Annotated in this window: 25 protein-coding genes; 16 read left to right on the top strand and 9 right to left on the bottom strand. The window is 69.1% G+C overall.

The window, feature by feature from the left end; all coding sequences use genetic code 11:
- Nucleotides 1–25: 25 nt before the first annotated feature.
- The 7 genes from VIP82_RS13120 to VIP82_RS13090 all read left to right on the top strand — a co-directional run bounded on the left by VIP82_RS13120 (nucleotide 26) and on the right by VIP82_RS13090 (nucleotide 8,255).
- The gene (locus VIP82_RS13120; protein WP_331909276.1) at nucleotides 26–1,258 is read left to right on the top strand and encodes a glycoside hydrolase family 1 protein; all 1,233 of its coding nucleotides are present in this window, start codon (nucleotides 26–28) and stop codon (nucleotides 1,256–1,258) included.
- Nucleotides 1,259–1,286: 28 nt separating this feature from the next.
- Nucleotides 1,287–2,684 (top strand): MFS transporter, encoded by a 1,398-nt coding sequence (locus tag VIP82_RS13115; protein WP_331909274.1) that lies wholly within the window; start codon nucleotides 1,287–1,289, stop codon nucleotides 2,682–2,684.
- 22 nt (nucleotides 2,685–2,706) lie between these two features.
- Entirely contained in the window at nucleotides 2,707–3,534 is an 828-nt protein-coding gene (locus tag VIP82_RS13110; protein ID WP_331909272.1) for an SDR family NAD(P)-dependent oxidoreductase, read from the top strand.
- A gap of 78 nt (nucleotides 3,535–3,612) precedes the next feature.
- The gene (gene uidA, locus VIP82_RS13105; RefSeq protein ID WP_331909270.1) at nucleotides 3,613–5,406 is read left to right on the top strand and encodes a beta-glucuronidase; all 1,794 of its coding nucleotides are present in this window, start codon (nucleotides 3,613–3,615) and stop codon (nucleotides 5,404–5,406) included.
- 18 nt (nucleotides 5,407–5,424) lie between these two features.
- Nucleotides 5,425–6,663: a D-mannonate dehydratase ManD gene (manD, locus tag VIP82_RS13100; RefSeq protein ID WP_331909268.1), complete on the top strand. Its 1,239-nt coding sequence runs from the start codon at nucleotides 5,425–5,427 to the stop codon at nucleotides 6,661–6,663.
- Nucleotides 6,641–7,204, top strand: coding sequence for a gluconokinase (locus VIP82_RS13095; protein WP_331909266.1), 564 nt, complete (start codon nucleotides 6,641–6,643; stop codon nucleotides 7,202–7,204). Before manD ends, VIP82_RS13095 begins: the two co-directional genes overlap by 23 nt.
- A gap of 22 nt (nucleotides 7,205–7,226) precedes the next feature.
- The gene (locus VIP82_RS13090; RefSeq protein ID WP_331909264.1) at nucleotides 7,227–8,255 is read left to right on the top strand and encodes a LacI family DNA-binding transcriptional regulator; all 1,029 of its coding nucleotides are present in this window, start codon (nucleotides 7,227–7,229) and stop codon (nucleotides 8,253–8,255) included.
- A 273-nt stretch (nucleotides 8,256–8,528) separates the two neighbouring features.
- On the opposite strand, the gene VIP82_RS13085 is transcribed toward VIP82_RS13090, so the two are convergent.
- Nucleotides 8,529–10,043: an MFS transporter gene (locus tag VIP82_RS13085; RefSeq protein WP_331909262.1), complete on the bottom strand. Its 1,515-nt coding sequence runs from the start codon at nucleotides 10,041–10,043 to the stop codon at nucleotides 8,529–8,531.
- 140 nt (nucleotides 10,044–10,183) lie between these two features.
- Between VIP82_RS13085 and VIP82_RS13080 the strand changes: the two genes are divergently transcribed.
- Complete coding sequence (locus VIP82_RS13080) at nucleotides 10,184–11,149, top strand: Gfo/Idh/MocA family protein (protein ID WP_331909260.1); 966 nt, start codon at nucleotides 10,184–10,186, stop codon at nucleotides 11,147–11,149.
- A gap of 24 nt (nucleotides 11,150–11,173) precedes the next feature.
- On the opposite strand, the gene VIP82_RS13075 is transcribed toward VIP82_RS13080, so the two are convergent.
- The 4 genes from VIP82_RS13075 to VIP82_RS13060 form a co-directional block, all read right to left on the bottom strand.
- Nucleotides 11,174–12,022, bottom strand: a complete 849-nt coding sequence (locus VIP82_RS13075) for an ADP-dependent NAD(P)H-hydrate dehydratase (RefSeq protein WP_331909258.1) — start codon at nucleotides 12,020–12,022, stop codon at nucleotides 11,174–11,176.
- Nucleotides 12,006–12,731 carry a histidine phosphatase family protein gene (locus VIP82_RS13070; protein ID WP_331909256.1) on the bottom strand — a complete coding sequence of 242 codons (726 nt, stop codon included), beginning with the start codon at nucleotides 12,729–12,731 and terminating at the stop codon, nucleotides 12,006–12,008. Before VIP82_RS13070 ends, VIP82_RS13075 begins: the two co-directional genes overlap by 17 nt.
- Before the next feature lie 99 nt (nucleotides 12,732–12,830).
- Entirely contained in the window at nucleotides 12,831–12,959 is a 129-nt protein-coding gene (locus VIP82_RS13065) for a hypothetical protein (RefSeq protein WP_331909254.1), read from the bottom strand.
- Nucleotides 12,960–12,963: 4 nt separating this feature from the next.
- Nucleotides 12,964–13,560: a hypothetical protein gene (locus tag VIP82_RS13060; RefSeq protein ID WP_331909252.1), complete on the bottom strand. Its 597-nt coding sequence runs from the start codon at nucleotides 13,558–13,560 to the stop codon at nucleotides 12,964–12,966.
- Nucleotides 13,561–13,704: 144 nt separating this feature from the next.
- Here VIP82_RS13060 and VIP82_RS13055 point away from each other — a divergent pair, with 144 nt between their 5' ends.
- From VIP82_RS13055 to mmsB, 5 genes are all read left to right on the top strand, one after another.
- Nucleotides 13,705–14,718: a LacI family DNA-binding transcriptional regulator gene (locus VIP82_RS13055; protein ID WP_331909250.1), complete on the top strand. Its 1,014-nt coding sequence runs from the start codon at nucleotides 13,705–13,707 to the stop codon at nucleotides 14,716–14,718.
- A gap of 130 nt (nucleotides 14,719–14,848) precedes the next feature.
- Entirely contained in the window at nucleotides 14,849–15,649 is an 801-nt protein-coding gene (locus VIP82_RS13050; protein ID WP_331909248.1) for a class II aldolase/adducin family protein, read from the top strand.
- On the top strand, nucleotides 15,646–16,785 hold the full coding sequence (gene chvE / locus VIP82_RS13045; protein WP_414684670.1) for a multiple monosaccharide ABC transporter substrate-binding protein: 1,140 nt from the start codon (nucleotides 15,646–15,648) through the stop codon (nucleotides 16,783–16,785). The genes VIP82_RS13050 and chvE overlap by 4 nt, the downstream gene beginning before the upstream one ends.
- A 109-nt stretch (nucleotides 16,786–16,894) precedes the next feature.
- Nucleotides 16,895–18,421 carry a multiple monosaccharide ABC transporter ATP-binding protein gene (gene mmsA / locus VIP82_RS13040; protein ID WP_331909244.1) on the top strand — a complete coding sequence of 509 codons (1,527 nt, stop codon included), beginning with the start codon at nucleotides 16,895–16,897 and terminating at the stop codon, nucleotides 18,419–18,421.
- Nucleotides 18,422–18,444: 23 nt separating this feature from the next.
- The gene (gene mmsB, locus VIP82_RS13035) at nucleotides 18,445–19,680 is read left to right on the top strand and encodes a multiple monosaccharide ABC transporter permease (RefSeq protein WP_331909242.1); all 1,236 of its coding nucleotides are present in this window, start codon (nucleotides 18,445–18,447) and stop codon (nucleotides 19,678–19,680) included.
- A gap of 66 nt (nucleotides 19,681–19,746) precedes the next feature.
- On the opposite strand, the gene VIP82_RS13030 is transcribed toward mmsB, so the two are convergent.
- The 4 genes from VIP82_RS13030 to VIP82_RS13015 all read right to left on the bottom strand — a co-directional run bounded on the left by VIP82_RS13030 (nucleotide 19,747) and on the right by VIP82_RS13015 (nucleotide 22,054).
- A complete protein-coding gene (locus tag VIP82_RS13030; RefSeq protein ID WP_331909240.1) occupies nucleotides 19,747–20,421 on the bottom strand; it encodes a DUF6766 family protein in 675 nt (224 codons plus the stop codon).
- A gap of 3 nt (nucleotides 20,422–20,424) precedes the next feature.
- Nucleotides 20,425–20,550, bottom strand: coding sequence for a hypothetical protein (locus tag VIP82_RS13025; RefSeq protein ID WP_331909238.1), 126 nt, complete (start codon nucleotides 20,548–20,550; stop codon nucleotides 20,425–20,427).
- A 78-nt stretch (nucleotides 20,551–20,628) separates the two neighbouring features.
- A complete protein-coding gene (locus tag VIP82_RS13020) occupies nucleotides 20,629–21,594 on the bottom strand; it encodes a TIGR03885 family FMN-dependent LLM class oxidoreductase (protein ID WP_331909236.1) in 966 nt (321 codons plus the stop codon).
- 124 nt (nucleotides 21,595–21,718) lie between these two features.
- Nucleotides 21,719–22,054: a DUF7882 family protein gene (locus tag VIP82_RS13015; protein ID WP_331909234.1), complete on the bottom strand. Its 336-nt coding sequence runs from the start codon at nucleotides 22,052–22,054 to the stop codon at nucleotides 21,719–21,721.
- Nucleotides 22,055–22,223: 169 nt separating this feature from the next.
- On the opposite strand from VIP82_RS13015, the gene VIP82_RS13010 reads away from it, so the two are divergent.
- The 3 genes from VIP82_RS13010 to VIP82_RS13000 all read left to right on the top strand — a co-directional run bounded on the left by VIP82_RS13010 (nucleotide 22,224) and on the right by VIP82_RS13000 (nucleotide 24,082).
- A complete protein-coding gene (locus VIP82_RS13010) occupies nucleotides 22,224–22,928 on the top strand; it encodes a GAF and ANTAR domain-containing protein (RefSeq protein WP_331909232.1) in 705 nt (234 codons plus the stop codon).
- The gene (locus VIP82_RS13005) at nucleotides 22,925–23,668 is read left to right on the top strand and encodes a GAF and ANTAR domain-containing protein (protein ID WP_331909230.1); all 744 of its coding nucleotides are present in this window, start codon (nucleotides 22,925–22,927) and stop codon (nucleotides 23,666–23,668) included. Before VIP82_RS13010 ends, VIP82_RS13005 begins: the two co-directional genes overlap by 4 nt.
- A gap of 75 nt (nucleotides 23,669–23,743) precedes the next feature.
- Nucleotides 23,744–24,082 (top strand): hypothetical protein, encoded by a 339-nt coding sequence (locus VIP82_RS13000; protein ID WP_331909228.1) that lies wholly within the window; start codon nucleotides 23,744–23,746, stop codon nucleotides 24,080–24,082.
- Nucleotides 24,083–24,098: the final 16 nt, after the last annotated feature.

Here is a 24,098-nt window from a genome sequence, read left to right as displayed (position 1 = left end):
CATTCGAGCGAAACAAGGATGTGCGATGACGAACTTCCCCGACGGCTTTCTCTGGGGCGCGGCGACCGCCGGGCACCAGATCGAGGGCAACAACGTCAACAGCGACTGGTGGGCACGCGAACAGCAGATGCCGGGCATGGAGCCATCGGGTGATGCGTGCGACAGCTACCACCGCTACCGCGAAGACATCGACCTGCTGGCCGACGCGGGGCTCACCTCGTATCGCTTCAGTCTCGAGTGGTCGCGCATCGAGCCGTTGCCTGGCCGCTTCTCCCGCGCCGAGCTCGCGCACTACCGCCGCGTGATCGAGGCGTGCTTCGACCGCGGGGTGACCCCCGTCGTCACACTGCAGCACTTCACCACGCCCCAGTGGTTCGCCGCCGCCGGCGGGTGGACCGCACCCGACGCCTCCGAGCGCTTCCAGCGCTTCACCACCGAGGCGACGACGATCCTCGACGGCGTCGAGTGGGTCGCGACCATGAACGAGCCCAACATGCAGGCGGCGATCATGACCGCGATGCGCCGCATGCAGCAGGCCGGTGACGGCCAGTGGCAGAGTCCGACGGTCGAGAGCGACGGCACGGGCGACGCCGACCGCAAGAAGAACACCCACAGCGAGTTCCTGACCTACGCCGACCCCGAGATCGGGCGGAGCTTCGTCGACATCCACCATGCCGCTCGTGAGATCGTCCGCGCGCGGACCGGCGCGAAGGTGGGCTGGACCATCGCGGCCGGCGCGCTCACGGCGGCTCCGGGCGGGGAGAAGAAGCTGGAAGAGATCCGCTACGGCAAGGAGGACGTCTACTGGGAGGGGGCCCGCGGCGACGACTTCGTCGGCGTGCAGGCGTACTCGAGCCAGGAGGTCGACGCGAACGGCCTGGTGCCTCACCCGCAGAACCCCGACAACACCCTGGTCGGCACCTCCTACCGCCCAGACGCGCTGGCCATGGCCGTCCGTCATGCGTGGAACGTCTCGGAGGGCGTACCCATCGTGATCACCGAGAACGGAATCGCCACCGCTGACGACACCCAGCGCATCCGCTACACCGACGAGGCGCTCCGCGGCCTGCAGGCGGCGATGGCCGAGGGCATCGACGTGCGCGGCTACCTGCACTGGAGCCTCCTCGACAACTACGAGTGGGGTCACTGGGGCCCGACATTCGGACTCATCGCCGTCGACCGCGAGACCTTCGTCCGCACGCCGAAGCCGAGTCTCGGGTGGCTGGGCGAGGTCGCGGTTCGCAACGGTCTGGCCTGAGCCGACTTCGGGGACGAGAGGAGCCAGCGTGGCAGTCGATGCCGCCGCCAGCGGGTCACCGCCCGCGGAGGGCGCCCAGCCGGACGTCGCGCACGACGCGCTGGAGGCGGCGGAGGAGCGCGTTCCCACCGGGAACGTCGCTCTTCCGCAGCCCCCGGCTGGACCCGGCGGGCGGTCGGAGGAGGATGCCGCCGATCTGCCGCGCGTCCCCCGGTGGCAGCTCGTGCTGCTGGTCGCGGCGACCTTCGGCGGCGGCATGGCGATGGTCGTGCCGATGGCGTACTCGCTCGCCGTCCGGCTGGATCAGCTCGCGCCCGGACGCACCGACATCCTGGGCTACATCCTGGGAATCGGGTCGGCAGCGACCCTGGTCGTCGCCCCGCTGACCGGCATCCTGAGCGATCGGACGCGTACGCGCTGGGGTCGCCGGCGGCCTTTCACCGTCCTGGGGCTCGTCCTCGGCATCGCCTCGATCCCCGTCATGGCCCTCGCACCCGACCTCGTCTGGCTCGGCGCCGGCTGGGTGCTGTCGACCGTGGGCTGGGGGACCGCGGCCGGCTCCGTGGGCAACTGGCAGGCCGACCGCCTGCCGGCCAGCCAGCGCGGCAGCGTGTCGGGTCTGACCGGTCTGATGATGCAGATCTCACCCGTCGTCGGCATCGTCCTGGTCGGCCCGCTGCGCGATGACATCCTGTTGGTCTTCGCGGTCCCGGCCGCGATCGCCACGCTCTTCATCGGCCTGTTCGTGGTGTTCGCCCGCGAGCCCGACAGCCGGGGGATGCCGCTGCAGAACCGCCTCACGCTGGGCGGACTCCTGCGCAGCTACGTGTTCCGCCCGCGGGAGGTGCCCGACTTCGCCTGGAACTGGCTCGGACGATTCGTGTTCTTCCTCGGGCTCACCCTCACCACGAGCTTCTCGGTGTTCTTCGTCGCCCAGCGCCTCGCACTGCCTGTGGCCGATGTCGCCGGGGTGCTGGCGCTGACCTCCAGCCTCAGCATCGTGTCGGCCACGCTCGGCGCGATCGGCGGCGGATGGCTGAGCGACCGGCTGCGGCGTCGCAAGCCGCTGATCCTCATCGGCGCACTCCTGTTCGCGACCGGATGCGCCGTCTCGGCCTTCGCCTACGGGCTGCCGCTGGTCGTCGCCGGCACGCTGATCTCGTCTCTGGGTATCGCGACCTTCTCGGCCGTCGGCCAGGCACTCGTCCTCGACGTGCTGCCCGAGCGCGAGACGCAGGCCGGCCGCTACATGGCGATCACGATGTTCGCCCAGAAGATCCCCGGCGTCGTGGCGCCGCTCGCCGCGCCTGCGGTGCTGGCGATCGGGTCGGGCGGACAGAACTTCACCGCGCTGTACCTCGCCGCCGCCGGTCTCGCCGCCGTCGGCGGGTCCATCATCACCCTCAGGGTCCGCGGCATCCGCTGACCCGCCACCGACAGGAAACCGCATGGCCTATCCCTTCGCCGACGTCTCGTCCGCACCGCTCTCCGACCTCCTCTCGCTCACCGGACGCCGCGCCCTCGTCACGGGCGGCGCGCAGGGCCTCGGCAAGGCGATCGCGCTCCGCCTCGCCGAGGCGGGCGCTTCCGTCGCGATCGCCGACCTGGACGAGCCGCACGCGGCGGTGGCCGCGGACGACGTCGCCGACCGCTTCGGCCGCGCAGCGGTCGGCGTCCGCATGGACGTCGCGGACGCGGCATCCGTCAGCTCGGGCGCTCAATCGGCCGTCGACGCCCTCGGCGGCATCGACGTGTGGGTCAACAACGCGGGCATCTTCCCGAGCCAGCCCCTCGTCGAGATGCCGGACGAGACGTGGGAGAAGGTCTTCGCCGTCAACACCCGCGGCGTGCGCAACGGGGCGCGTGAGGCCGTGAACCGCATGCCGGAGGGCGGCGTCATCGTCAACGTCGTCTCGACGGCGGGCTTCCGCGGCATCGCGCCGGGGCTGTCGGCGTACGTCGCGTCGAAGCACGCCGCGCGCGGGCTCACCAAGCAGCTGGCGCTGGAGCTGGCGCCCCGCGGCATCCGCGTTCTGGGAGTCGCCCCGAGCTACGTGCCGACCGAGGGCAACATGGCGATGGCCGCCGCCGCGGCGGAGCAGATGGCCGCAGCCGGCGTCGACCTCTCGAACCTGCCGTCGGCGATGTCGCAGAGCCTCATCGGCCGCACCGGAACGCCCGACGACATCGCGCGGGTGGTGCTGTTCTGCGCGAGCGACCTCTCGATGGTGATGACGGGAAGCACGCTCCTGGCGGACGCCGGCGAGACCATCTGATGGCAACCGATTGCCGAATTCGCTCAAACCTGATCTACTAGACCCGTACACCGCAGCGCAGCGCAGGAAGGCCCATCGATGCTGAAGCCCACGCCCACCCCCACCCGCGAACTCGTCAACCTCGACGGGGTCTGGCGGTTCGGGATCGACACGCGGCTCGGCGAGCAGCCGTGGACGGCGCCGCTGACGAGCCCGCTCGAGGCAGCCGTGCCGGCCAGCTACAACGACCTCTTCACCGACGCCGAGATCCGCGATCACGTCGGCTGGGTGTACTACCAGCGCGAGGTGCGCGTGCCTCGCGGCTGGGGCGGCGAGCGCATCCTGCTCCGCTTCGACGCCGCCACCCATGCGGCGCGCGTCTACGTGGACGACGAGCTGGTCGGCGAGCACGTCGGCGGCTACACGCCGTTCGACGTCGACGTCACCGAGCGGGTGGAGGCCGGCGGCGCGTTCCGCCTGACGGTCGCGGTCAGCGGGGAGCTCACGAACGAGACCATCCCGCCCGGCAAGATCGAGGTCGGCATGACCGGCAAGCGCACGCAGACCTACTTCCACGACTTCTACAACTACGCCGGCCTGGCACGCTCCGTCTGGCTCTACTCGGTGCCGGCCACGCGCATCGACGACGTCACCGTGGTCACCGCCTTCGAAGGCACGACGGGCCAGGTGGACTACCGCGTCGATGTGGTCGGCGACGCCGACGTCCGGGTGCGGCTGACGGACGCCGCGGGCGCGGTCGTCGCCGAGGGCACCGGTGCCGCGGGCACGCTGTCGGTGGCCGACGTCGTGCTGTGGCAGCCGGGTGCGGCGTACCTGTACCAGCTCACCGTCGAGGCTGTGCACGGCGAGGAGGTGCTCGACTCGTACCCGGTCGCCGTCGGCGTCCGCACCGTCGAGGTGCGAGGCCACGAGTTCCTCATCAACGGGGAGCCGTTCTACTTCACCGGCTTCGGCAAGCACGAGGACGCCGCCATCCGTGGCAAGGGCCACGACGACGCCTACATGGTGCACGACTTCCAGCTCATGGAGTGGTCGGGCGCGAACTCGTTCCGCACGTCGCACTATCCCTACGCCGAAGAGGTGCTCGACTTCGCCGATCGCCACGGCGTGGTGGTCATCGACGAGACGGCCGCGGTCGGCCTCAACATGGGCGTCGTGGGAGGGATGTCGGGCACGCCGCCGTTCCCCACGTTCTCGGAGCAGTACGCGGGCGCCGCCACCCACGCCGCGCACGCCCAGCACCTGCGCGAGCTCATCGGGCGCGACAAGAACCATCCCTCCGTCGTGATGTGGTGCATCGCTAACGAGCCGGCCTCGAACGAGGACGGTGCCCGCGAGTACTTCGAGCCGCTCGTGGATCTCGCCCGCGAGCTCGACCCGACGCGCCCGCTCACCTATTCGCTGGTGATGTTCGCGACCTTCAAGAACGACCAGATCGTCGACCTCTTCGACGTCGTCAGCATGAACCGCTACTACGGCTGGTACATCGCGACGGGCGACCTGAAGACCGCCGAGATGTACCTGCAGGGCGACATCCAGGGCTGGGTCGAGCGCACCGGCAAGCCGATCATGATGACCGAGTACGGTGCCGACACGCAGCCCGGCCTGCATTCGGTGTGGGATCAGGCGTGGACCGAGGAGTACCAGGCAGACCTGCTGGAGATGTACCACCGCGTGTTCGACCGCTTCCCGCAGTTCGTGGGCGAGCAGGTCTGGAACTTCGCGGACTTCGCCACCTCGAACGGCATCCACCGCGTCGACGGCAACAAGAAGGGCGTCTTTACCCGCGACCGCAAGCCCAAGTCCGCCGCTTTCGCGCTGCGCCGCCGCTGGCGCGGGCTCGATGGACGCAAGCCCGGCTCCGACGCCTGACCACTCCGGAGGAACACCATGATCATCGACAAAGCCGAAGTCATCGTCACCAGCCCCGACCGCAACTTCGTGACGCTCAAGCTCACGACGGACGACGGGCTCACCGGGCTCGGGGATGCGACGCTGAACGGTCGCGAGCTCGCGGTCGTCGCCTACCTGACCGAGCATGTGGTGCCGCTGCTGATCGGCGCGGATGCCTCGCGCATCGAAGACACCTGGCAGTTCCTGTACCGGTCGGCGTACTGGCGGCGCGGCCCCGTGACGATGGCTGCGATCGCGTCGGTCGACATGGCGCTGTGGGACATCAAGGGCAAGGCGGCCGGGATGCCGGTGTACCAGCTGCTCGGCGGCGCCTCGCGCAACGGGCTGATGGCCTATGGGCACGCGTCGGGCAAGGAGCTGCCCGAGCTGTTCGACTCCATCCGGGCGCACCAGGAGCAGGGCTACAAGGCCATCCGCGTGCAGACCGGCGTGCCGACGCTCAAGGCGATCTACGGGATCGCCGCGCAGGGCGCCGACGTCGGCGACGCCACGGTCCGGTACGACCACGAGCCTGCCCGCCGTGGGGCGAAGCCGGTGGAAGAGGACTGGGACACCCGGGCGTATCTGAACCACCTGCCGGGCGTGTTCGAAGCGGTGCGGAACGAGTTCGGCCCCGATCTGCCCCTGCTGCACGACGGGCATCACCGGATGACGCCCATCCAGGCCGCTCGCCTGGGCAAGGACCTGGAGCCGTACGACCTTTTCTGGCTCGAGGACTGCACGCCGGCGGAGAACCAGGAGGCGCTGCGGCTGGTACGCCAGCACACCACGACGCCGCTCGCGATCGGTGAGATCTTCAACACGGTGTGGGACTTCAAGGACATCATCCGCGACCAGCTCATCGACTACGTGCGCGGCGCCGTCACCCACATGGGCGGTATTACGGCCCTCAAGAAGACGCTGGACTACGCGGCGATGTACCAGATCAAGTCGGGCATGCACGGGCCGACCGACATCTCGCCGGTCGGCATGGCCGCCGCGATGCACCTCGGGCTGGCGATCCACAACTTCGGCATCCAGGAGTACATGAAGCACGGCGCCAAGACCGACCAGGTCTTCGAGCAGTCGTTCACATGGACCGACGGGTACCTGCACCCGGGTGACAACCCCGGGCTCGGCGTCGAACTGAACGTCGACGAGGCCGGTAGATACCCTTACGAGCAGGCCTATCTGCCCTACAACCGTCTGCTCGATGGCACGGTTCACGACTGGTGAGCGGAGCGCGATGACCGGCCGCGGCGGGCGGGAGGATGCCTTCTCCCGCCCGCGCATCGTCGTCATGGGCGTGTCCGCGTCGGGCAAGACCTCGGTGGCGCGCCGGCTCGCCGAATCGATCGGTGCGGGTTTCGTCGATGCCGACGATCTGCACCCTGCCGCGAACGTCGTCAAGATGGCGGCCGGCACCCCGCTCGACGACGACGACAGGTGGCCGTGGCTCGATGCGGTCGCCGTGACGCTCGCCGGGGCGGACGCACCGGTCGTCGCGTGCTCGGCGTTGAAGCGGTCGTACCGTGACCGGCTCCGTGCCGCAGCGAGCGAGGTCGTCTTCGTGCACCTCACCGGCTCTCCAGAGCTTCTCGCAGCACGCGCCGTCGGCCGAGAGGGCCACTTCATGCCGCCGGCCCTGCTGCGCTCGCAGCTCGACACCCTCCAGCCGCTCGGCCCGGATGAGGCGGGCATCCAGATCGCCATCGACGCGCCGGTCGCCGAGATCGCGCAGACTGCACTTGAATGGATGGACGCGCGTGCGCGCTGACGAATCGACGACAGGAGTCGCGGTGGAGGAACTGCCCCCGGAACTCGCGGCACGGATCAAACGCCGGGGCGGGGCGGCGACGATCTACGACATCGCCGAGCTCGCGGGAGTCAACCCCTCCACGGTCTCGCGCGCGCTCAGCAAGCCGGGCCGCATCAGCGAGAAGACCGAGGCGAAGATCCGCGCGGCGGCCGAGCGCCTCGACTTCCAGTTCAACCCGATGGCGCGTGCGCTGCCGACAGGCCGCAGTCAGACGATCGGTCTCCTCGTCGCCGACATCACGAACCCGGTCGTGTTCGGCATCGTCCGCGGGGCTGAGCATGCGGCCGCGAAGGCGGGCTACACCCTCGTCATCGCCGAGTCGCAGGAGTCGGGTGAAGCCGAGGCCCAGGCGATCTCGCGTCTGCTGCCCAGCGTCGACGGGCTCGTGCTCGCCACCACGCGCCTCGAAGACGAGAAGATCTCGGCGCTCGCCGAGCGCAAGCCGATGGTCCTCATCAATCGCCGCGTCGGCGACGTCGCCGGGGTGCTGCCCGACGTCGAGAGCGGCGTGAACGCGATGATGGACCACCTCGCGGAGCTCGGGCACACCTCGATCGTGTACCTCGCCGGTCCGGAGACCTCGTGGATCAGCCGGCGCCGCTGGGAGTCACTGCTCGACGCGGCCGAACGCCTCGACGTCGGGGTGGTCGAGATCGGCCCGAACAGCCCGACGATCGAAGGCGGACGCGAAGTGCTCCGCCGCGTGCTCGCTGCGCGTGCCACCGCCGTGATCGCCTTCAACGACCTCATGGCCATCGGTCTGATGCAGGCCGCTGCCGCCGCCGACATCAACGTCCCCGGGGCGCTCAGCGTCGCCGGGTTCGACGACATCTTCGGGAGCGAGCTGATCGTCCCGCCGCTGACGACGGTGCAGGCGCAGCTCGAGCTCGCGGGCGAGCGTGCGGTCGAGAAGGTGCTCGCGCGGCTCGAAGAAGGTCGCGACGCCATCGACGACGGTCTTCTTGCGACGACACTCGTGGTCCGCGGGAGCACCGGCCCGCGCGCCTGAGTCCGACCGCGCGTCGGGAGCATCCGCACGGGCGACTCCTGTCGATGCGTCCGCCCGATCCGGGTCCGTGTCCCGCGGATGACCTTCCCGCGGCTGAACTGCCCGCGGGAAGGTTCATCCGCGCGTCAACGCGGCGGGACAGTGGAAGTGGGCCGTCGCGGGCTCCACCGAGCGGATGCCGAGCCCGGCCACGACCGCCGGGGCCACTTCACGGTCGCGGGGTCGTCGCGGACGCTGTCAGCCGGCCGGATCTCGCCGGGCGTGGGATCCGATTCAGGCCCTCTTGTCGTCGGCGGTCGCGGCCTCGGCCTCGGCGTCGAGGCGCTCGGCGGCGAGGAGCTCGAGCTCGGCGTGTGCGTCGACACCGACCGAGCCGCCCACGATGACCGGCGGGGTGGGGCTGAGCTCGGTGGCGTGGTGGGCCGTCTCGCCCCGCGCCTCGAGCTCGGCCTGCGCCTGAGGCAGGATGAGCCGGTCGAACCGGCCGTAGACCATCATGACGACGAAGACGCCGGCGAACAGTGCGAGCGGGAACCAGGAGTACAGCGCGACGATGGCGGAGTTCGCGGCGGGGGCCTGTGTCTCGGCGGCTCCGTCGTAGCCGGCGACGGTGAGGACGAGTCCCACAAAGGCGCCGGCGAGTCCCGCACCGATCTTGGTGAAGATGCCCACGATCGCGCCGATGGTGCTCTCGAGGCGACGGTTGCCCTTCCACTCGTTGTACGAGCACAGGTCGAGGATCAGCACCGCGGCGAGATAGCTCACCGGCAGCAGCGCGAGGCCCGTGAACAGTCCGCCGACGATCAGCATCGGGATGCTGGCACCCGCGAACGCATTGATGGTCGAGCCGATCATGCCTGCGACAGCGCCGGCCATGATGATGCGGGAGATCGCGACCCGCTTCATGATCACGGGCAGGAAGATGATGCTCGGCAGGATGAGGATGCCGGCGCCCAGGACGATCGACTGCATGCCGAGATCGCCGACCACGTAGCGGAAGTAGTAGGCGCCGGCGCCGGCGCCGTTGATGGCCGACGCGAAGAGCTGCAGCGCCGCGATGGCGAAGATCCACGTGTTGCCCTTGAGGGCGACCAGGATGTCGCGCACCTTCACCGGGGGAGCGCCGGCGTCGGCGGTCAGGTGCGTCTCCTTGACGAAGGCGAAACGGGACATGCCGATGATGGCGAGCGGAATGGCGAACCACGCGATCGCCGTCGACCAGCCTTCCGGCGACTTGCCTGCGGCATTCAGCACCATCGGCAGGGTGACGGTAACGGCGATGGCGCCGAGCGAGGTCACGATCCCGGACCGGGTGGTGACCTTGGCGTAGACGCGGCGGCCGTAGAACGCGCGGGCGAGATAGAGGTTGTCGTTCGCGTCGAGGAGCGTGCGGAAGACGGCCTGGATCATGATGAACGTCACGAAGACCCAGATGATGCGGCCGGTCTCGCCGAGTGCGGACGGCGTGGAGAACATCAGCCACGTCGTCGCCCAGATGCCGATGATCGCGAATTCGTAAGGACGCGCCTTGCCCCAGCGCGTCTCGGGGCTCCGGTCCACGATGTACGCCGCGACGAGGGCGAGGGCGGCGTTGCACAGATTGCTGACGAGGAGCAGCACGCCCACCACCGCGGGGGAGAGGCCCAGGGTGTCGGTGCAGTAGATCGCGACGTAGCCCAGGATGATGAAGTTCGCTGCCGCGGAGAGGCCGGCTCCGGCCCAGGCGACGAGCTTGCCGAAGGGCAAGCGTGCGGTCGGGACCGTCGCGGTCGCCGTTGGTGCTGCCATCGCAGAACTCCTTTGTCATGCTGAACGGCATCGGGTCTGCCGCCCTTCAAGTAGAACATGTTCTGCTCGGAATGACAATCGGTTGCCAAATCTGTTGATCGCCCGCAATGATGGGGGTCACCACGGCGGAAGGGGCGACAATGCACGGCTGGGGAATCATCGGGACCGGCGACATCTCCGAGCGGGTGGCGGCCGACCTTCGCGTGGTGGCGCCGGATCGCGTGCGTGCCGTCTGGGGGCGACGCCGAGAGCGAGCGGATGCCTTCGCCGGTGAGTTCGGGATCCCGTTCGCCACCGAGCGGCGTGACGAACTGCTCGCGCGCGCCGAGGTAGACGTCGTCTACATCGCGACGCCCGCCCACACCCACCTCGAGATCGCGCTCGAAGCGCTGGAGGCGGGCAAGCACGTCCTCATCGAGAAGCCCATGGCGACCTCGGCGGCAGACATCGAGCTGATCTTCGCCAAGGCGCAAGCGGTCGGGCGCTTCGCGATGGAGGCGATGTGGATGCGCTTCAATCCGCTCCACGTCGACCTGCTCGAGCGGGTGCGCGGCGGTGCGCTGGGCGACGTGCGAGCCGTGCGCGCGAGCTTCGGGACGCCTTTCCGGGCGAGTGGGGCGAAGCTGACCCCCGCGCACGCCGGCAGCGCGTTACGCGACCGCGGCATCTACGCCGTCACCCTGGCGCACTGGTTCCTCGGCGAACCGGAGGCCATCTCGGCCACCGGATCGCTCATGGACGGAGTGGACATCGCGGGTCACGCGACCATGGAGCACGGCGACGGCAGGTTCGCGCAGCTCGCGTGGTCGGGCGTCGAGTTCCTCGACCTGTCGGCCGCCGTCAGTGGCGAGCAGGGCTGGATCACCGTCGATCCGATGTTCTGGGCGGCGCAGTCCGCCCGTGTCCACGCGGGGGGCGTCGAGCGCATCTTCGTCAGCCCGGAGAAGGTGGAGCACCCGCGGCGGGGCAACGGCTACCGGCCCATGCTGGCGGCCGTCGAGGAGGCCATCGTCGAGGGCCGGCTTCAGCATCCGTGGCACGACCGTGACGCGACGCTCGCCGTCGCACGCAGCATGGACGCGATGGCGGTGCAGGTGTCGTCTTGACGACGCCTGCAATCGGTTGTCGGCTCAGGCGGCCAGCACGTCCTTCATCGTCGGCGTGAGCTCTGCCGCGAGCTCTCGCGCGAGGAAGCCGAGGCCGATGCGCTCGCTGAGCCTCGTCCCCGCGCGGGCGTGGGCCCACGCGCCCCAGACCGCGGCCCTTTCGGGCTCCACGCCGCGAGCGGCGAAGCCGGCGATCGCGCCGGCGCGCACATCGCCGCTGCCGGAGGTGCCCAGTCCTGGTCCACCCTCATCGATCCGCCAGGAACGGCCGTCCGGGCGCGCGGTGAGCCCGTAGCAGCTGACGACGGCGTCGAATCTCCGCGCGATCTCGAGGAGGTCCGTGGGGTCGTCGCCGTCGGCGAGGGGGCGACCGAGCAGGATCGCCGCCTCCTCCTTGTTCGCTGTGAGGATCATCGTGTCGGGCAGTGCGCTCCGGTCGATGTCGGGCAGCACTCCCACCGCGAACGCGTCGAGCACGAGGCAGGCGGGTGCGGTGTCGGCGACGGCCAGCACCGTGGCGCGCGTCTCGGCGGGGTCGTCGAATCCCGGACCGATCAGCACCGCGTCCGCCGAGCCGAGGTGCTCTCCCAGCCGTCCCTCCAGCGGTGCGTCGGCGTCGTCGGGGAGCGCGTAGATGCCGGCCTCCGGCAGCGCGATGCCCACGTGGGCATCGATCGATCCCGGCACCGCGAGGGCGACGCGACCGGCGCCGACGCGGAGCGCGGCCTCGCCGGCCAGGATGACGGCACCGGGGGAGCTGCGCGCCCCGCCGACGATCACGATCTCGCCGCGGCTCTTCTTCGAGTCGCCGGGAGCCGGAAGGCCCCACTCCCGCAGCACGGCGTCGGTGACGAGCTCACTCCGGCTCGACATCGGGATTCCCGGGGTGGACGGTGACCTCGGCGCCTTCGCGCTGCAGGTGGGTGACGTCGGCGAACGCCTCCAGGTGCCAGCCGTCCGGCGTCCGGATGAGGTGCGTGACCGACGCGTTGAGCACGGTGTGCCCGGCCGCGAAGTCGAGGAGCTCCTCCTCGCGCATCGGCAGCAGGATGTAGAGCAGCAGCATCACGACCGCGTCGTGCGCGACGACCAGCGCGCGCCGGCCCGGCAGCTCGAGGCCGTCGCGCAGGAACGACCGCAGGCGCAGCGCAACGTCGGCCCACGACTCACCGCCGGGTGGGCGATGGTAGAACTTGCCGAGGTGGAGCCGGCGCTCCGTCTCCTCGGGATGGAAGCGCGCGACGCCGTTGCGCGTCAGCAGGTCGAGCACCCCCAGCTCGCGGTCGCGCAGCCGTTCGTCGGCCGTCACGCGAACGGCGGGCTCCGCATCGCCGAGCGCGATCGCGAGGGTCTGCCGTGCTCGCGCGTACGGCGAGACCCAGAAGAGGTCGACGTCGTCGCGATGACCGTCGAGCCATCGGCCGAGCGCCTGCGCCTGCTCCTCACCGGTGGGGGAGAGTGGCACGTCGGCGTCGCGGATGTCGAGCGGGATCCGGTCCACGCCGTCGATCTCGGCCTGCGTGGCGGCGACATTGCCGACGCTCTCGCCGTGCCGCACCAGCCACAATTCGTCCACCGCCATGCATCAAGGCTACGAAGCCGGACGAGCGCCCGACGAGGGGCTTGCGGTCGGATGCGATCCTGTGTGAACCCGCGGGAGTCTATCCGGCCGACGACGCGGTCATCCGCCCGACGCCAGGGCGGTCACGACGCCGGTCACGACCATGTACACGCCGATCGCCGACACGACGACCCAGATGCCGACGCGTGTGGCGCTGATGCGAGGGCGACCCTCTTCCGACTCCGGCATCCCGTCAGCCTAAGTCACGCGGGTCGTCGGCAGGACGCGGGCTCGTATCGGACGCCTCTTCACGGCCGGGCGCACGCGGCGGGACGTCACTGAGGCCGAGGAGGAAGCGCACGATGCCCTCGGCGCTGCCGCGGAGTTCCGGACCTCTTCCGATGCTCCAGTCCGCGTCGACGGCGACGACGGTGTGGCCTGAGATCGCGGCGCGGCGGTCGAAGGGCGCCGTGATGGATGCCTGGAGCGCCACGGCGCCGAGCGTGAGCGGAGGGACGCGCGCCTCACCGCCCACCGCGTCGGCGAGCTGGAGCAGGGCGCGCACGGCACGCTGGAGGTCCGGGATCTTCCGCCGCGGGCCGCTTTCGATCTGCGCGGCGAGGCCGTCGAGGTCTGTCGCCGAGACGACCGGCCCGCTCTCGCGAGGCAGCAGTCCGGCGTCCCGCGCGAACGCCCGGGCGAGATCGTCGCGCTGCGATGCGTCGGCGATCGTCGCGAGCCGCTGAGCGCCGCGGACGAGGGCGGCGAGTTCGACGCGCCGGTCACCGGTCACGCCTGACTCGTCGTCACGGCCGCGCTGGCTGAGCGGGAGATACCGCGCAAGGTCCATCGATGCCCTCCTCGGCATGTGACGATGTGACAGTCGGCGTTCGGGACGCCGACGGAATGTGACTGTCACATGGCCATTGTGGCTCCGGAACCGGCTTTTGTGCCAGTCTGGATGTGACCGTACACATTCTCCGACGGAACCTCCATGAGCGACGAAGCCAGTGCCCGCAGGCCGAGCATCCGCGATGTCGCGCGCCTGGCCGACGTCTCGTACCAGACGGTGTCCCGCGTCCTGAACGACCACCCGAGCGTCCGCCCCGAGACGCGGGAACGCGTCAACCAGGTCATGGCAGACCTGAAGTACCGGCCCAACCAGGCCGCGCGAGCGCTGGTGACGAGCCGGTCGCAGACCATCGGGATCCTCGCGGCCTCCAGCTCGATGTACGGCCCCGCGTCGAGCATCGCCGCCATCGAGGCGGCCGCACGGCTTCGCGGATACTGGGTCAGCACCGCGAACATCGACGTGTCGGATCCCCGCTCGATCCCCGCGGGGCTCGCCCACCTCCTGGCCCAGTCCATCGAGGGGCTCGTCGTGATCGCTCCGCAGGTGCGGGTCTTCCGGGCGCTCGCCGCGCAGGCGCTCGACGTCCCGTACGTCACGCTGCAGTCCACCGATCTCGATGTCGATCACATGCTCTCCGTCGACCAGGTGGCCGGAGCGCGCCTGGCCACGCGGCACCTGATCAGCCTCGGCCACCGCGGGATCTATCACCTCGCCGGGCCGCAGGACTGGATCGAGGCCGAGGCCCGCATGCACGGATTCCTGGCGGAGCTCAGTGCCAGCGACGTGCCGACCACGGCCCCCATCCTCGGCGACTGGACCGCGGAGTTCGGCTATTACGCCGGGCGCGAGCTGCTGCGGATCCGCGATTTCACGGCGGTCTTCTCGTCCAACGACCAGATGGCGCTCGGCCTGATCCATGCCGCTCGTGACGAGGGTCTCGACGTCCCCCGGGATCTCAGCATCGTCGGTTTCGACGACATCCCGGAGGCCGCGCACTTCTGGCCTCCGCTCACGACCGTGCGACAGGACTTCGCCGAGCTGGGCCGGCGCTGCGTGGAACTTCTGCTCGGTCCTGCGGACGGCGTGCAGAGCCCGGGTCCGTCGACGATCGCGCCTGAGCTGATCGTGCGCGGCTCGACCGCGCCGCCGGCGTGACGCGCGGCCCGTTACGAACTCGAGATCATCCCGGATTGACATCTCCGTCGAACCGATGGCTATAGTTTTCCGATGTGAACGGTCACACGCCCGTCACATCGGTTCCAGCCATCCGACGAGGGAGACGCAGTTGACGCACGGCAGAGACGCCGAGCTCCGCGAACGCTACGTGAGCGGAGTGCGGACGGAGGTGGCGATCGCACGCATCCGAGCGGATGTCGCCGCCGCCCATGCCGAACTCGCACAGGCCGGCGCCATCCACGCGGCAGGCGGTGCCGCCTCGGGTCGCATCCCCGGCGTGGACCTGTTCGTGATCTCGCCCGCCGGCATCCGCGTCCAGGACGTGGCGCCGGAGAACTTGGTCCTCTGCGACTTCGACGGGTCCATCGTCGAGGGCACCCCGGGGAGCGAGGGCCGGCCGAGCGGCGAGCACGTGCTCCACGCTCGCGTCTACGCCGCGCAGCCCGACGTCGCCGGAATCGTCTCGAGCGGCTCCCCCTTCGCGTCCGCATGGGCGGTCCGCGGTGAGGAGATCCCGTGCGTGCTGTCGTCCATCGCCGAGCAGTTCGGCGGCGCGGTGCCGATCGCGCCCGGCGAGGACGATGGAGAAGCCGGCCAGACCGTCGCAAAGCTGCTCGATGAGACACGCGCCCGCGCCGTCCTCCTGCACCAGCGAGGCGTGCTCGCCGTCGGATCCCGCGTGGAGGAAGCCGTGACGCTCGCGGCCTTCACCGAGGAGGTCGCCCGGATCGTGCACCTCGCACGTGCGCAGGGCCCTGTCGAGCCGTTGGCATCCGACGTGATCGACCGCCTCTACGAGATCCGTCAGGCGGGGAGCGGCGAGGCCGCACGACCGCACGCTGCGGCATCCGCACCCAGAACTTCGAAGTCGACAACTGAATATCGCTCCAAGACGAAGACGTCACGATGAAAGGAATCACAGTGAAAGCGAAGAAGTTGGTGTTCGCCGCGGTTGCGGCGGGAGCCCTGCTGTTGTCCGGCTGCGCAGGCGGAGCCGGAGCGACAGGCGACGGCAGCGGCAGCGGCGACGGCGGGCTGATCGGCGTCGCGATGCCGACGAAGAGCTCGGAGCGCTGGATCCAGGACGGCGACGCCGTCAAGGCCGCGCTCGAGGAAGAGGGCTACTCGGTCGACCTGCAGTACGCGGAGGACGACATCCCCACCCAGGTCTCGCAGATCGAGAACATGATCACGAAGGGCGCCGAGGCGCTCATCGTGGCATCGATCGACGGCACGACGCTGTCGGAGGTGCTGCAGACGGCCGCGGACGCCGACATCCCGGTCATCGCGTACGACCGCCTCATCAAGGGCACCGAGAACGTGGACTACTACGCGACGTTCGACAACTTCCTGGTCGGGCAGCAGCAGGCGTGGACGCTGCTGAACGGACTGGGCCTCACGGAGCTGGACGGCACGCCGATCGAGGGCGCCCCCACCGGCCCGTTCAACATCGAGCTGTTCGCCGGCTCGCTGGACGACAACAACGCATTCTTCTTCTTCGACGGCGCGATGGACGTGCTGCAGCCGCTGATCGACGACGGCACGCTCGTCGTGAAGTCGGACCAGACCGACATCGAGCAGGCGGCGACGCTGCGCTGGGACGGCGAGACCGCCCAGAGCCGCATGGAGGACATCCTCACGGCCAACTACTCGGACGGCACGCAGGTCGACGCGGTGCTCTCGCCCTATGACGGCATCTCGCGCGGCATCATCTCGGCGCTCACCGACGCCGGCTACACGGTCGGCGAGGACTGGCCGATCATCTCCGGTCAGGACGCCGAGGTCGACTCGGTCAAGGCGATCCTGTCGGGTGAGCAGTACGCGACCATCTTCAAGGACACCCGCGAGCTGGCGAAGGTCGCGGCGGGCATGGCTGTCGCGCTGCTGAACGGCGACGAGCCGGAGGTCAACGACACCGACACGTACGACAACGACGTGAAGGTCGTCCCGTCGTACCTGCTGGCGCCGGTCCCGGTCGTCAAGGACAACGTCGAGTCGACCCTCGTCGACTCGGGCTACTGGACCAAGGAGGACCTCGGCCTCTGAGCCGAGCACTCCGGTCCGGAGCGATTCTCGGCGGCGGCGGGACACGAGCCCGCCGCCGCCGACACCACCACGATCCCCCCTGTCAGCCCCACGAGGAAGTCGGCGAAACGTGACCAACACGATTCTCGAGATGCGCGGCATCACCAAGACCTTTCCCGGCGTCAAGGCTCTCTCGAACGTCAACTTCGAGGTGCAGCGCGGCGAGATCCATGCGATCTGCGGCGAGAACGGCGCCGGCAAGTCCACACTCATGAAAGTCCTGTCGGGCGTCTACCCGTACGGCACCTACGACGGTCAGATCGTCTACGCGGGCGATGAGGTCGAGTTCAAGAACCTCAACGACAGCGAGGCGAAGGGCATCGTCATCATCCACCAGGAGCTCGCGCTGAGCCCCTACCTCTCGATCGCCGAGAACATCTTCCTCAACAACGAGCGCAAGACCGGCGGCCTGATCGACTGGAACAAGACGAACTTCGAGGCAGGGGAGCTGCTCAAGCGCGTCGGCCTCCGCGACAACCCGACGACGAAGATCAATCAGATCGGCGTCGGCAAGCAGCAGCTGGTCGAGATCGCGAAGGCGCTGTCGAAGGAGGTCAAGCTCCTCATCCTCGACGAGCCGACCGCCGCGCTCAACGACGAGGACTCCGACCACCTGCTCAACCTCATCCTGAGCCTCCGGGAGCAGGGCATCACGTCGATCATCATCAGCCACAAGCTGAACGAGATCAAGAAGGTCGCCGACACGGTCACCGTGATCCGCGACGGCAAGACGATCGAGACGATCGCGAAGCTCGACGTGACCGAAGACCGCATCATCAAGGACATGGTGGGTCGCGATCTCGAGCACCGCTACCCCGACCACGAGCCGCAGATCGGCGAGGAGCTGCTGCGCGTCGAAGAGTGGACGGCCCACCACCCCCAGGATCCCTCGCGCGTCGTCGTCGACAACGTCTCGCTCACCGTGCGCGCCGGCGAGATCGTCGGCATCGCCGGCCTCATGGGCGCCGGGCGCACGGAGTTCGCGATGAGCCTCTTCGGCCACTCGTACGGCAGCCGCATCTCGGGCAGGGTCTTCATGCGCGGCAAGGAGATCAAGACGCGCACAGTCGCCGAGGCCATTCAGAACGGCCTCGCCTATGCGACCGAGGACCGCAAGACGTACGGCCTGAACCTCATCGAGGACATCAAGCGGAACATCTCGATGGCGTCTCTCGGCCGGCTCACCAAGGGTGGCCTCGTCGACGACAACGAGGAGTACAAGGTCGCCAACGAGTTCCGCAAGAGCATGAACATCAAGGCGCCGAACGTGCTCGTCAAGACGGGCAAGCTGTCCGGCGGCAACCAGCAGAAGGTCGTGCTGTCGAAGTGGATCTACTCGGATCCCGACGTCCTGATCCTGGATGAGCCGACGCGAGGAATCGACGTCGGCGCCAAGTACGAGATCTACACGATCATCAACAAGCTCGCGGCATCCGGGAAGGGGATCATCGTGATCTCCTCCGAGCTGCCCGAGCTGCTCGGCATCTCCGACCGCGTCTACGCGCTGTCGGAGGGCCGGATCACCGGCGAGCTGCCGGTGGAAGACGCCACCCCCGAATCCGTCCTCAAGCTGATGACCATGGAGAAGCCGCGCTGACCCGCGCGCAGGAGACACCGCACATGTCAGACAACAACCCCTCGACGAGCAGCACCGCTGTCGGTGCCGGCATCAACCCCACTGAGAACAAGTTCACCAACTGGCTCAGTCACGTCCTCTCCGACCTCGGCAAGAACGGCATCTTCATCGCGCTGATCGCCGTCGTCGCGCTGTTCGCGATCCTGACGAACGGCATCATCCTCCGCCCGCAGAACATCTCGAACCTTGTCGTGCAGAACGGGTACATCCTTGTTCTCGCCATCGGCATGGTCATGGTGATCATCGCGGGTCACATCGACCTGTCCGTCGGCTCCGTCGCCGCGTTCGTCGGCGCCTGCTCGGGCGTGTTCGCCGTCCAGTGGGGACTCCCGTGGTGGCTGTCGGTGATCCTCTCGCTCGTGATCGGTGCCCTGGTGGGCGCGTGGCAGGGCTTCTGGGTGGCCTTCGCCGGAATCCCCGCCTTCATCGTCACGCTCGCAGGCATGCTCATCTTCCGCGGGCTCGCGCTGGTCGTGCTGCAGAACCAGAACATCGGCTCGTTCCCCGGCGAGTACCGCGCTCTCGGCAACGGCTTCCTCTCGGGGATCTTCGGCGAGACCGATCCGGACGTGTTCACCCTGCTCATCGGCGCCGTCGGGATCGTCGCCCTCGCGGTGCAGCAGGTCCGCACCCGCGCGGGTCGTCGCAAGTACGGGCAGGAGGTCGAGCCGTTCACGTGGTTCATCGTCAAGCTGGTGCTCGTGGCGGCCGTCATCGGCTGGTTCACGTGGGCGCTGGCCTCGTACAAGGGCATCCCCGTCACGCTGATCATCCTGGCGATCCTGATCCTGGTCTACAGCGTGGTCATGAACCGCACGGTGTTCGGGCGCCACATCTACGCGATCGGCGGCAACCGCCACGCCGCAGAGCTCTCCGGCATCAAGACGCGCCGGGTGGACTTCTGGCTCTTCGTCAACATGGGCTTCCTCGCCGCGCTCGCGGGCCTCATCTTCACGGCGCGGCTGAACCTCGCCGGCCCCAAGGCCGGTGACGGATTCGAGCTCGAGGCGATCTCGGCCGCGTTCATCGGCGGTGCGGCCGTCCAGGGTGGCGTGGGCACGATCGGCGGTGCGATCATCGGTGGCCTCATCATCGGCGTGCTCAACAACGGCATGTCGATCATGGGCATCGGCATCGAATGGCAGCAGGCCGTGAAGGGCCTGGTGCTCCTGCTCGCCGTCGCGTTCGACGTCTACAACAAGCGGCGGACCGGCGTCTAGTCAGACGCAGGAACGGGGTCGACGGCGCGTGCGCTGTCGACCCCGTTCCGCTGTGCGGGCGCGCGCCTACTCGCTCTCGGTCGCGGTGGCGTGGTGAGGAAGGCCGACCGGCTTGGACTCGCTCGAGCCGCGCTGACGCAGGAAGATCGACAGCGCGATCATGGCGCCGACGGCCAGGAACTCCGACTGCCAGTTCTGCAGCGTACGGTTCCAGAAATCGGGCGAACCCACATATTCCACCCACGGTATGGGCGGCTGTCCGTGCTCGGCGTTCTCCGAGTTCATCACGACGTTGCCTGCCAGGGACTGGGCCAGCCACGACAGCGTGAAGACCGTTCCCATCACGAGCAGCAGCGAGTTGGAGAAGATCGTCTGACGGATGCCGCGAGCCCGTGCCCACGAGGGGGAGTCGGGTTGCGCGTGCTCGCCGACCATCTGCTCCTCGTCGCTGCCGGGACCCTCGTCACCGGGCTTCTTCGACTCCGGCGACCCGCGCTGCACGAACCAGATCGTCGCCGCGATGAAGAGGAAGAACTGCAGGAACTCCGACTGCCAGTTCTCGGCGACATCGACGACGAACTCCGACGACGTCAGGAAGGCTCCGAACGCCTCCGGCGGCATCCCGTGCTGTGCAAGCTGCTCGTTGTTCTCGAACCAGCCGGCCACGGACTGCCCGACGAGTGCGAGCACGAACAGGCCTCCGAACACGAGGCTGAGAGCGTTGTCGCGAAGCGGGCGCATGACTCACCGTCCGACCAGGGGAATCGTGATCATGTATGCGAGGCCGACGGCGAGGACCGTGATCCACGACCAGAACACCACCGCTTCGCCGCGGCGCGGGCCGGCCTCCTCCGGGGTGAAGTCATCCATCGCGCACTCCTTCCTGATCCCAGATACTCCCGCTCGAGCTGGAGCTCACGGGAGGGGATTGACACCGGTATCAGGACTTCACGCGTGCTCCCTGATCGCGCCCAGGAGGCCATCTCGCGCCCGCGCCAAGAAGGAGCTCTGGTCCTTCCCGACGGGATGGAGGAAGAGTTCGTCGGCGCCGGCGTCGACCAGCGCGCCGAGTCGTTCGGCGACATCGCGCTCGTCGGCCGAGATGAGGATGCCGCGCTCCAGCGCCTCTCTGTCGTCGGGGTCGGCGAGCCGGTCGAAGTCCTCCGGCTGCATGAGCTCCCACATCAGGGCGGGGTCGACAGTCGCCTGGCGCCACTGGTCAGCCGCCGTCCGCAGCGCTTCGGAGTGGGAGTCGGCGAGGCTCACGTGCACCTGCACCGCGCACGGACCCGTGCCGCCGGCATCCCGGTATGCCGACAGGATGCGTCCCACGGTCTCCACGTCATGACCCACCGTCACGACGCCGTCGGCCCAGGAGGCGGCCCATTCCGCCGTCTCCGCCGAGGCCGCGGCGGCGCGCAGCGGCGCCGGCTTCTTCGGGCGCGACCAGACGCGCGCGTCGTGCACCTGGAACGCCCCGTCGTGCGTCACCCGCTCGCCGGCGATGAGCCGTCGCATGACGTCGGCGGCCTGCACCAGGCGGTCCTGCCGCTCGGGCTTGGCCGGCCAGTCGTCTCCGGTGACGTGCTCGTTGAGGGCCTCGCCCGAGCCGAGCGCGCACCAGAAGCGGCCCTCGAACATCTCCGCGAGCGTGGCGAGCGCCTGGGCGGCGATGACCGGGTGGTACCGCTGGCCGGGGGCGGACACCATGCCCATCGGGAGCGACGTCGTGGCGAGGGCCGCGCCGAGCCAGCTCCAGGCGAAGCCGGACTCGCCCTGCGCGAGTCCCCACGGTGCGAGGTGGTCGGAGCACATCGCACCGTCGAAGCCGGCCCGCTCCGCCTCCTGGACAGCGGCGAGCAGGGTCGACGGGGGCAGTTGCTCGTGGGACGCGTGATATCCGAGGAACACCATGTCCTCCAGCGTGCCGGGGGATCGCGGTCCTGCCCACGCCGTTGCACCGCGTGGGGGCGCGTGCTATCGCGATGCCTTCTTCTCAGCCCTCCGGCGTCCCAAAGGTCTCCGGTCCCTGCGTGCCTCAGTGCTCGTGGTGCCAGGGGGTCGAGTCGTCGCTGCGGTCGGGTGGTTCGGGAACGATGTGCAGACCGGTCGTCGAGTTGGCCGTGTAGATGAGCGCCTCCACCCACGCCCGGTTGATCGGTGGCGGTCGGCTGCCGTAGAACTTGTAGACGAGCGCGGCGTGGGGGTGGATCCAGACGGTCATGCGACCGTTGCCGATGCTGGGATCGTCCTTCCAACTGAAGGAGAAGGACTCGCCGCGCCGCAGCTTCGCGCTGATGACCACCATGAGATGTGCCAGGACGCGGTCGTCGAAGTCGACCTTGATCGTCCCCTCGTAGATGAACTTGCCCATGACGCCTCCGGTGCTGAGGTCAGGGTGACAGGCCGGAAGCGAGTCCCCTCTCCGGCCCACGATGCGCCTGAAGCCAGGATGCACCCGATCGGGGCTTTTCGCGCCCCCTCTGGACGCCGGCCGCTGGGCAGGCCCGCCTCGCGCGGGTAGCGTGAGGGAAGGAGAGATGATGAACAGCAACTTCGCCGCGGCGCTGGCGCACCTCGAGCAGTCCGGCGGTCGGCCCGAGGATTTCAGTGTCGCCTTCGTGGAGTTCCTCCCCGTCACGGGCGCGTCGGTGTCGACCCTCGGCGACGTCTTCGGAAGCGAGACCCTGTCGGCGACCGACGACCGGGCCGCCCGCCTCGATGAGCTGCAGTTCGATCTCGGTGAAGGCCCGTGTTGGGATGCCTTGCGCAGTGCGCGTCCGGTGGCCGCGGCATCCCTTCAGATGGAGGGTCGCGAGCGGTGGCCCGCCTTCGTCGGCGCTCTCGAGGGCGAGGAGATCAGCTCCCTGTTCGCGTTCCCACTGCTGGTCGGCGCCCTGCGCATCGGCGCCATCGACCTGTACTCGCGTGAGCCGACGGCCCTCAACCCGGATCACGAGCAGCGAGCCTCGGCGCTGGCGTACGTGATCAGCCGGCACGTCCTGCGGCTGGCGCTCGATGAGCACGCCCGCGATGAGAGCGTTCAGCAGCCGCTTTCGCGACGCGTCGTGCATCAGGCGACCGGCGTCGTCCTCGCCCAGCTCGACCTGTCGCCCGACGACGCTCGTCTCGTGATCCAAGGCCAGGCGTTCGCCACCGGCAGGTTCATGACGGATGTCGCGGAAGACGTCGTCGCGGGGCGCGTGCGCTTCACACGGCGCGACGACAGGATCGAGGTCGAGTCATGACGAAGACATCACGCGACAGCCGGATCCTCCAGACCTTCGCCATGCTCGCCGACACGATGGTCGACGACTACGACGTCGTCGATCTGCTGCAGCTGCTGGTGGATGCCTGCCATGAGGTGCTCGGAATCTCGGCCGCCGGCATCCTGCTCGCCGATGAGGAGGGCGATCTGCAGGTGGTCGCCTCGACGAGCGAGGCCAGCCGCCTGGTGGAGCTCATGCAGCTGGGCGCGCAGGCCGGCCCGTGCATCGAGTGCTATCGCACCGGAGCCGCCGTGTCGGTGGCCTCGATCCCGTCCGTCTCGGAGGAGTGGGGCGCCTTCCGCGACAGCGCAACCGCGCACGGCTTCGGCGCGACGGATGCCGTGCCGCTGCGCCTTCGTGACACCACGATCGGGGCACTCAATCTGCTTCGCGAGGAGGAAGGGCCCCCGGACGACTTCGATGTCGTCGCGGCGCGAGCCTTCGCCGACGTCGCGACGATCGGCATCCTCCACGAGCGCTCTTTGCGGGAGTCCGAGCTGCTCGCCAGCCAGCTGCAGCAGGCTCTGCAGTCGCGGATCGTCATCGAGCAGGCCAAGGGTGTCGTGTCCTTCACGAACGGCGTGCCGATCGACGACGCGTTCCAGATCATCCGCTCGTACGCCCGCCGCAATCAGCTGCCGCTGAGCAGTGTCGCAGCCCGCCTGGTCGATCGCGAGCTCCGCATCGCCGACCCGACCGGCGACGGCAGCCCCCGCTGACACCCCTTCAGCGCCGAGCGTATACTGGCCGCGCGCCCCGGACCCCGGCGCTCTCGATGAAGGCCGGGTGCACACATGAAGCTCTTGACGAACGGGACGGGGACCTACCTGACGGGCGATCGGATCGCCGACGCCGTGGTACGACTCGGGGTCGCGCTCTCGAACGAGCAGCGCGTCGACGTCGTGGAGATCCCCTATCGCGCTCCTCACGGAGGAGTCGAGCAGGCGATGCTCACGATCGGCTGGCAGACGCGCGTGAATGCCGAGACCCACTCGACCGCGGACGACGAACTCGTCGATCACCGCGCCGTCCAGGCCATCGTCGCTCAGGCGCATCGCCTCGTCCCCCGCGGCGACACGCCCATGTCACGCGACGAGGTCGGCCGCACGCAGGGGTACGACGACATACTGTGACGGCGCCGGCGCCGGC

This window comes from Microbacterium sp., from assembly GCF_036566905.1.
GTDB lineage: Bacteria > Actinomycetota > Actinomycetes > Actinomycetales > Microbacteriaceae > Microbacterium.
Note: the sequence above shows the minus strand (reverse complement) of the source record. Positions and strands in the feature narration are given on the sequence as shown.

Bases quoted from the DNA above. Each gene is read 5' to 3' on its own strand.
- VIP82_RS13120 (WP_331909276.1), top strand. From the start codon at position 26: ATGACGAACTTCCCCGACGGCTTTCTCTGGGGCGCGGCGACCGCCGGG.
- VIP82_RS13110 (WP_331909272.1), top strand. From the start codon at position 2,707: ATGGCCTATCCCTTCGCCGACGTCTCGTCCGCACCGCTCTCCGACCTC.
- uidA (WP_331909270.1), top strand. From the start codon at position 3,613: ATGCTGAAGCCCACGCCCACCCCCACCCGCGAACTCGTCAACCTCGAC.
- manD (WP_331909268.1), top strand. From the start codon at position 5,425: ATGATCATCGACAAAGCCGAAGTCATCGTCACCAGCCCCGACCGCAAC.
- VIP82_RS13095 (WP_331909266.1), top strand. From the start codon at position 6,641: ATGGCACGGTTCACGACTGGTGAGCGGAGCGCGATGACCGGCCGCGGC.
- VIP82_RS13085 (WP_331909262.1), bottom strand. From the start codon at position 10,043: ATGGCAGCACCAACGGCGACCGCGACGGTCCCGACCGCACGCTTGCCC.
- VIP82_RS13080 (WP_331909260.1), top strand. From the start codon at position 10,184: ATGCACGGCTGGGGAATCATCGGGACCGGCGACATCTCCGAGCGGGTG.
- VIP82_RS13075 (WP_331909258.1), bottom strand. From the start codon at position 12,022: ATGTCGAGCCGGAGTGAGCTCGTCACCGACGCCGTGCTGCGGGAGTGG.
- VIP82_RS13070 (WP_331909256.1), bottom strand. From the start codon at position 12,731: ATGGCGGTGGACGAATTGTGGCTGGTGCGGCACGGCGAGAGCGTCGGC.
- VIP82_RS13065 (WP_331909254.1), bottom strand. From the start codon at position 12,959: ATGCCGGAGTCGGAAGAGGGTCGCCCTCGCATCAGCGCCACACGCGTC.
- VIP82_RS13060 (WP_331909252.1), bottom strand. From the start codon at position 13,560: ATGGACCTTGCGCGGTATCTCCCGCTCAGCCAGCGCGGCCGTGACGAC.
- VIP82_RS13055 (WP_331909250.1), top strand. From the start codon at position 13,705: ATGAGCGACGAAGCCAGTGCCCGCAGGCCGAGCATCCGCGATGTCGCG.
- chvE (WP_414684670.1), top strand. From the start codon at position 15,646: ATGAAAGGAATCACAGTGAAAGCGAAGAAGTTGGTGTTCGCCGCGGTT.
- mmsB (WP_331909242.1), top strand. From the start codon at position 18,445: ATGTCAGACAACAACCCCTCGACGAGCAGCACCGCTGTCGGTGCCGGC.
- VIP82_RS13030 (WP_331909240.1), bottom strand. From the start codon at position 20,421: ATGCGCCCGCTTCGCGACAACGCTCTCAGCCTCGTGTTCGGAGGCCTG.
- VIP82_RS13025 (WP_331909238.1), bottom strand. From the start codon at position 20,550: ATGGATGACTTCACCCCGGAGGAGGCCGGCCCGCGCCGCGGCGAAGCG.
- VIP82_RS13020 (WP_331909236.1), bottom strand. From the start codon at position 21,594: ATGGTGTTCCTCGGATATCACGCGTCCCACGAGCAACTGCCCCCGTCG.
- VIP82_RS13015 (WP_331909234.1), bottom strand. From the start codon at position 22,054: ATGGGCAAGTTCATCTACGAGGGGACGATCAAGGTCGACTTCGACGAC.
- VIP82_RS13010 (WP_331909232.1), top strand. From the start codon at position 22,224: ATGAACAGCAACTTCGCCGCGGCGCTGGCGCACCTCGAGCAGTCCGGC.
- VIP82_RS13005 (WP_331909230.1), top strand. From the start codon at position 22,925: ATGACGAAGACATCACGCGACAGCCGGATCCTCCAGACCTTCGCCATG.
- VIP82_RS13000 (WP_331909228.1), top strand. From the start codon at position 23,744: ATGAAGCTCTTGACGAACGGGACGGGGACCTACCTGACGGGCGATCGG.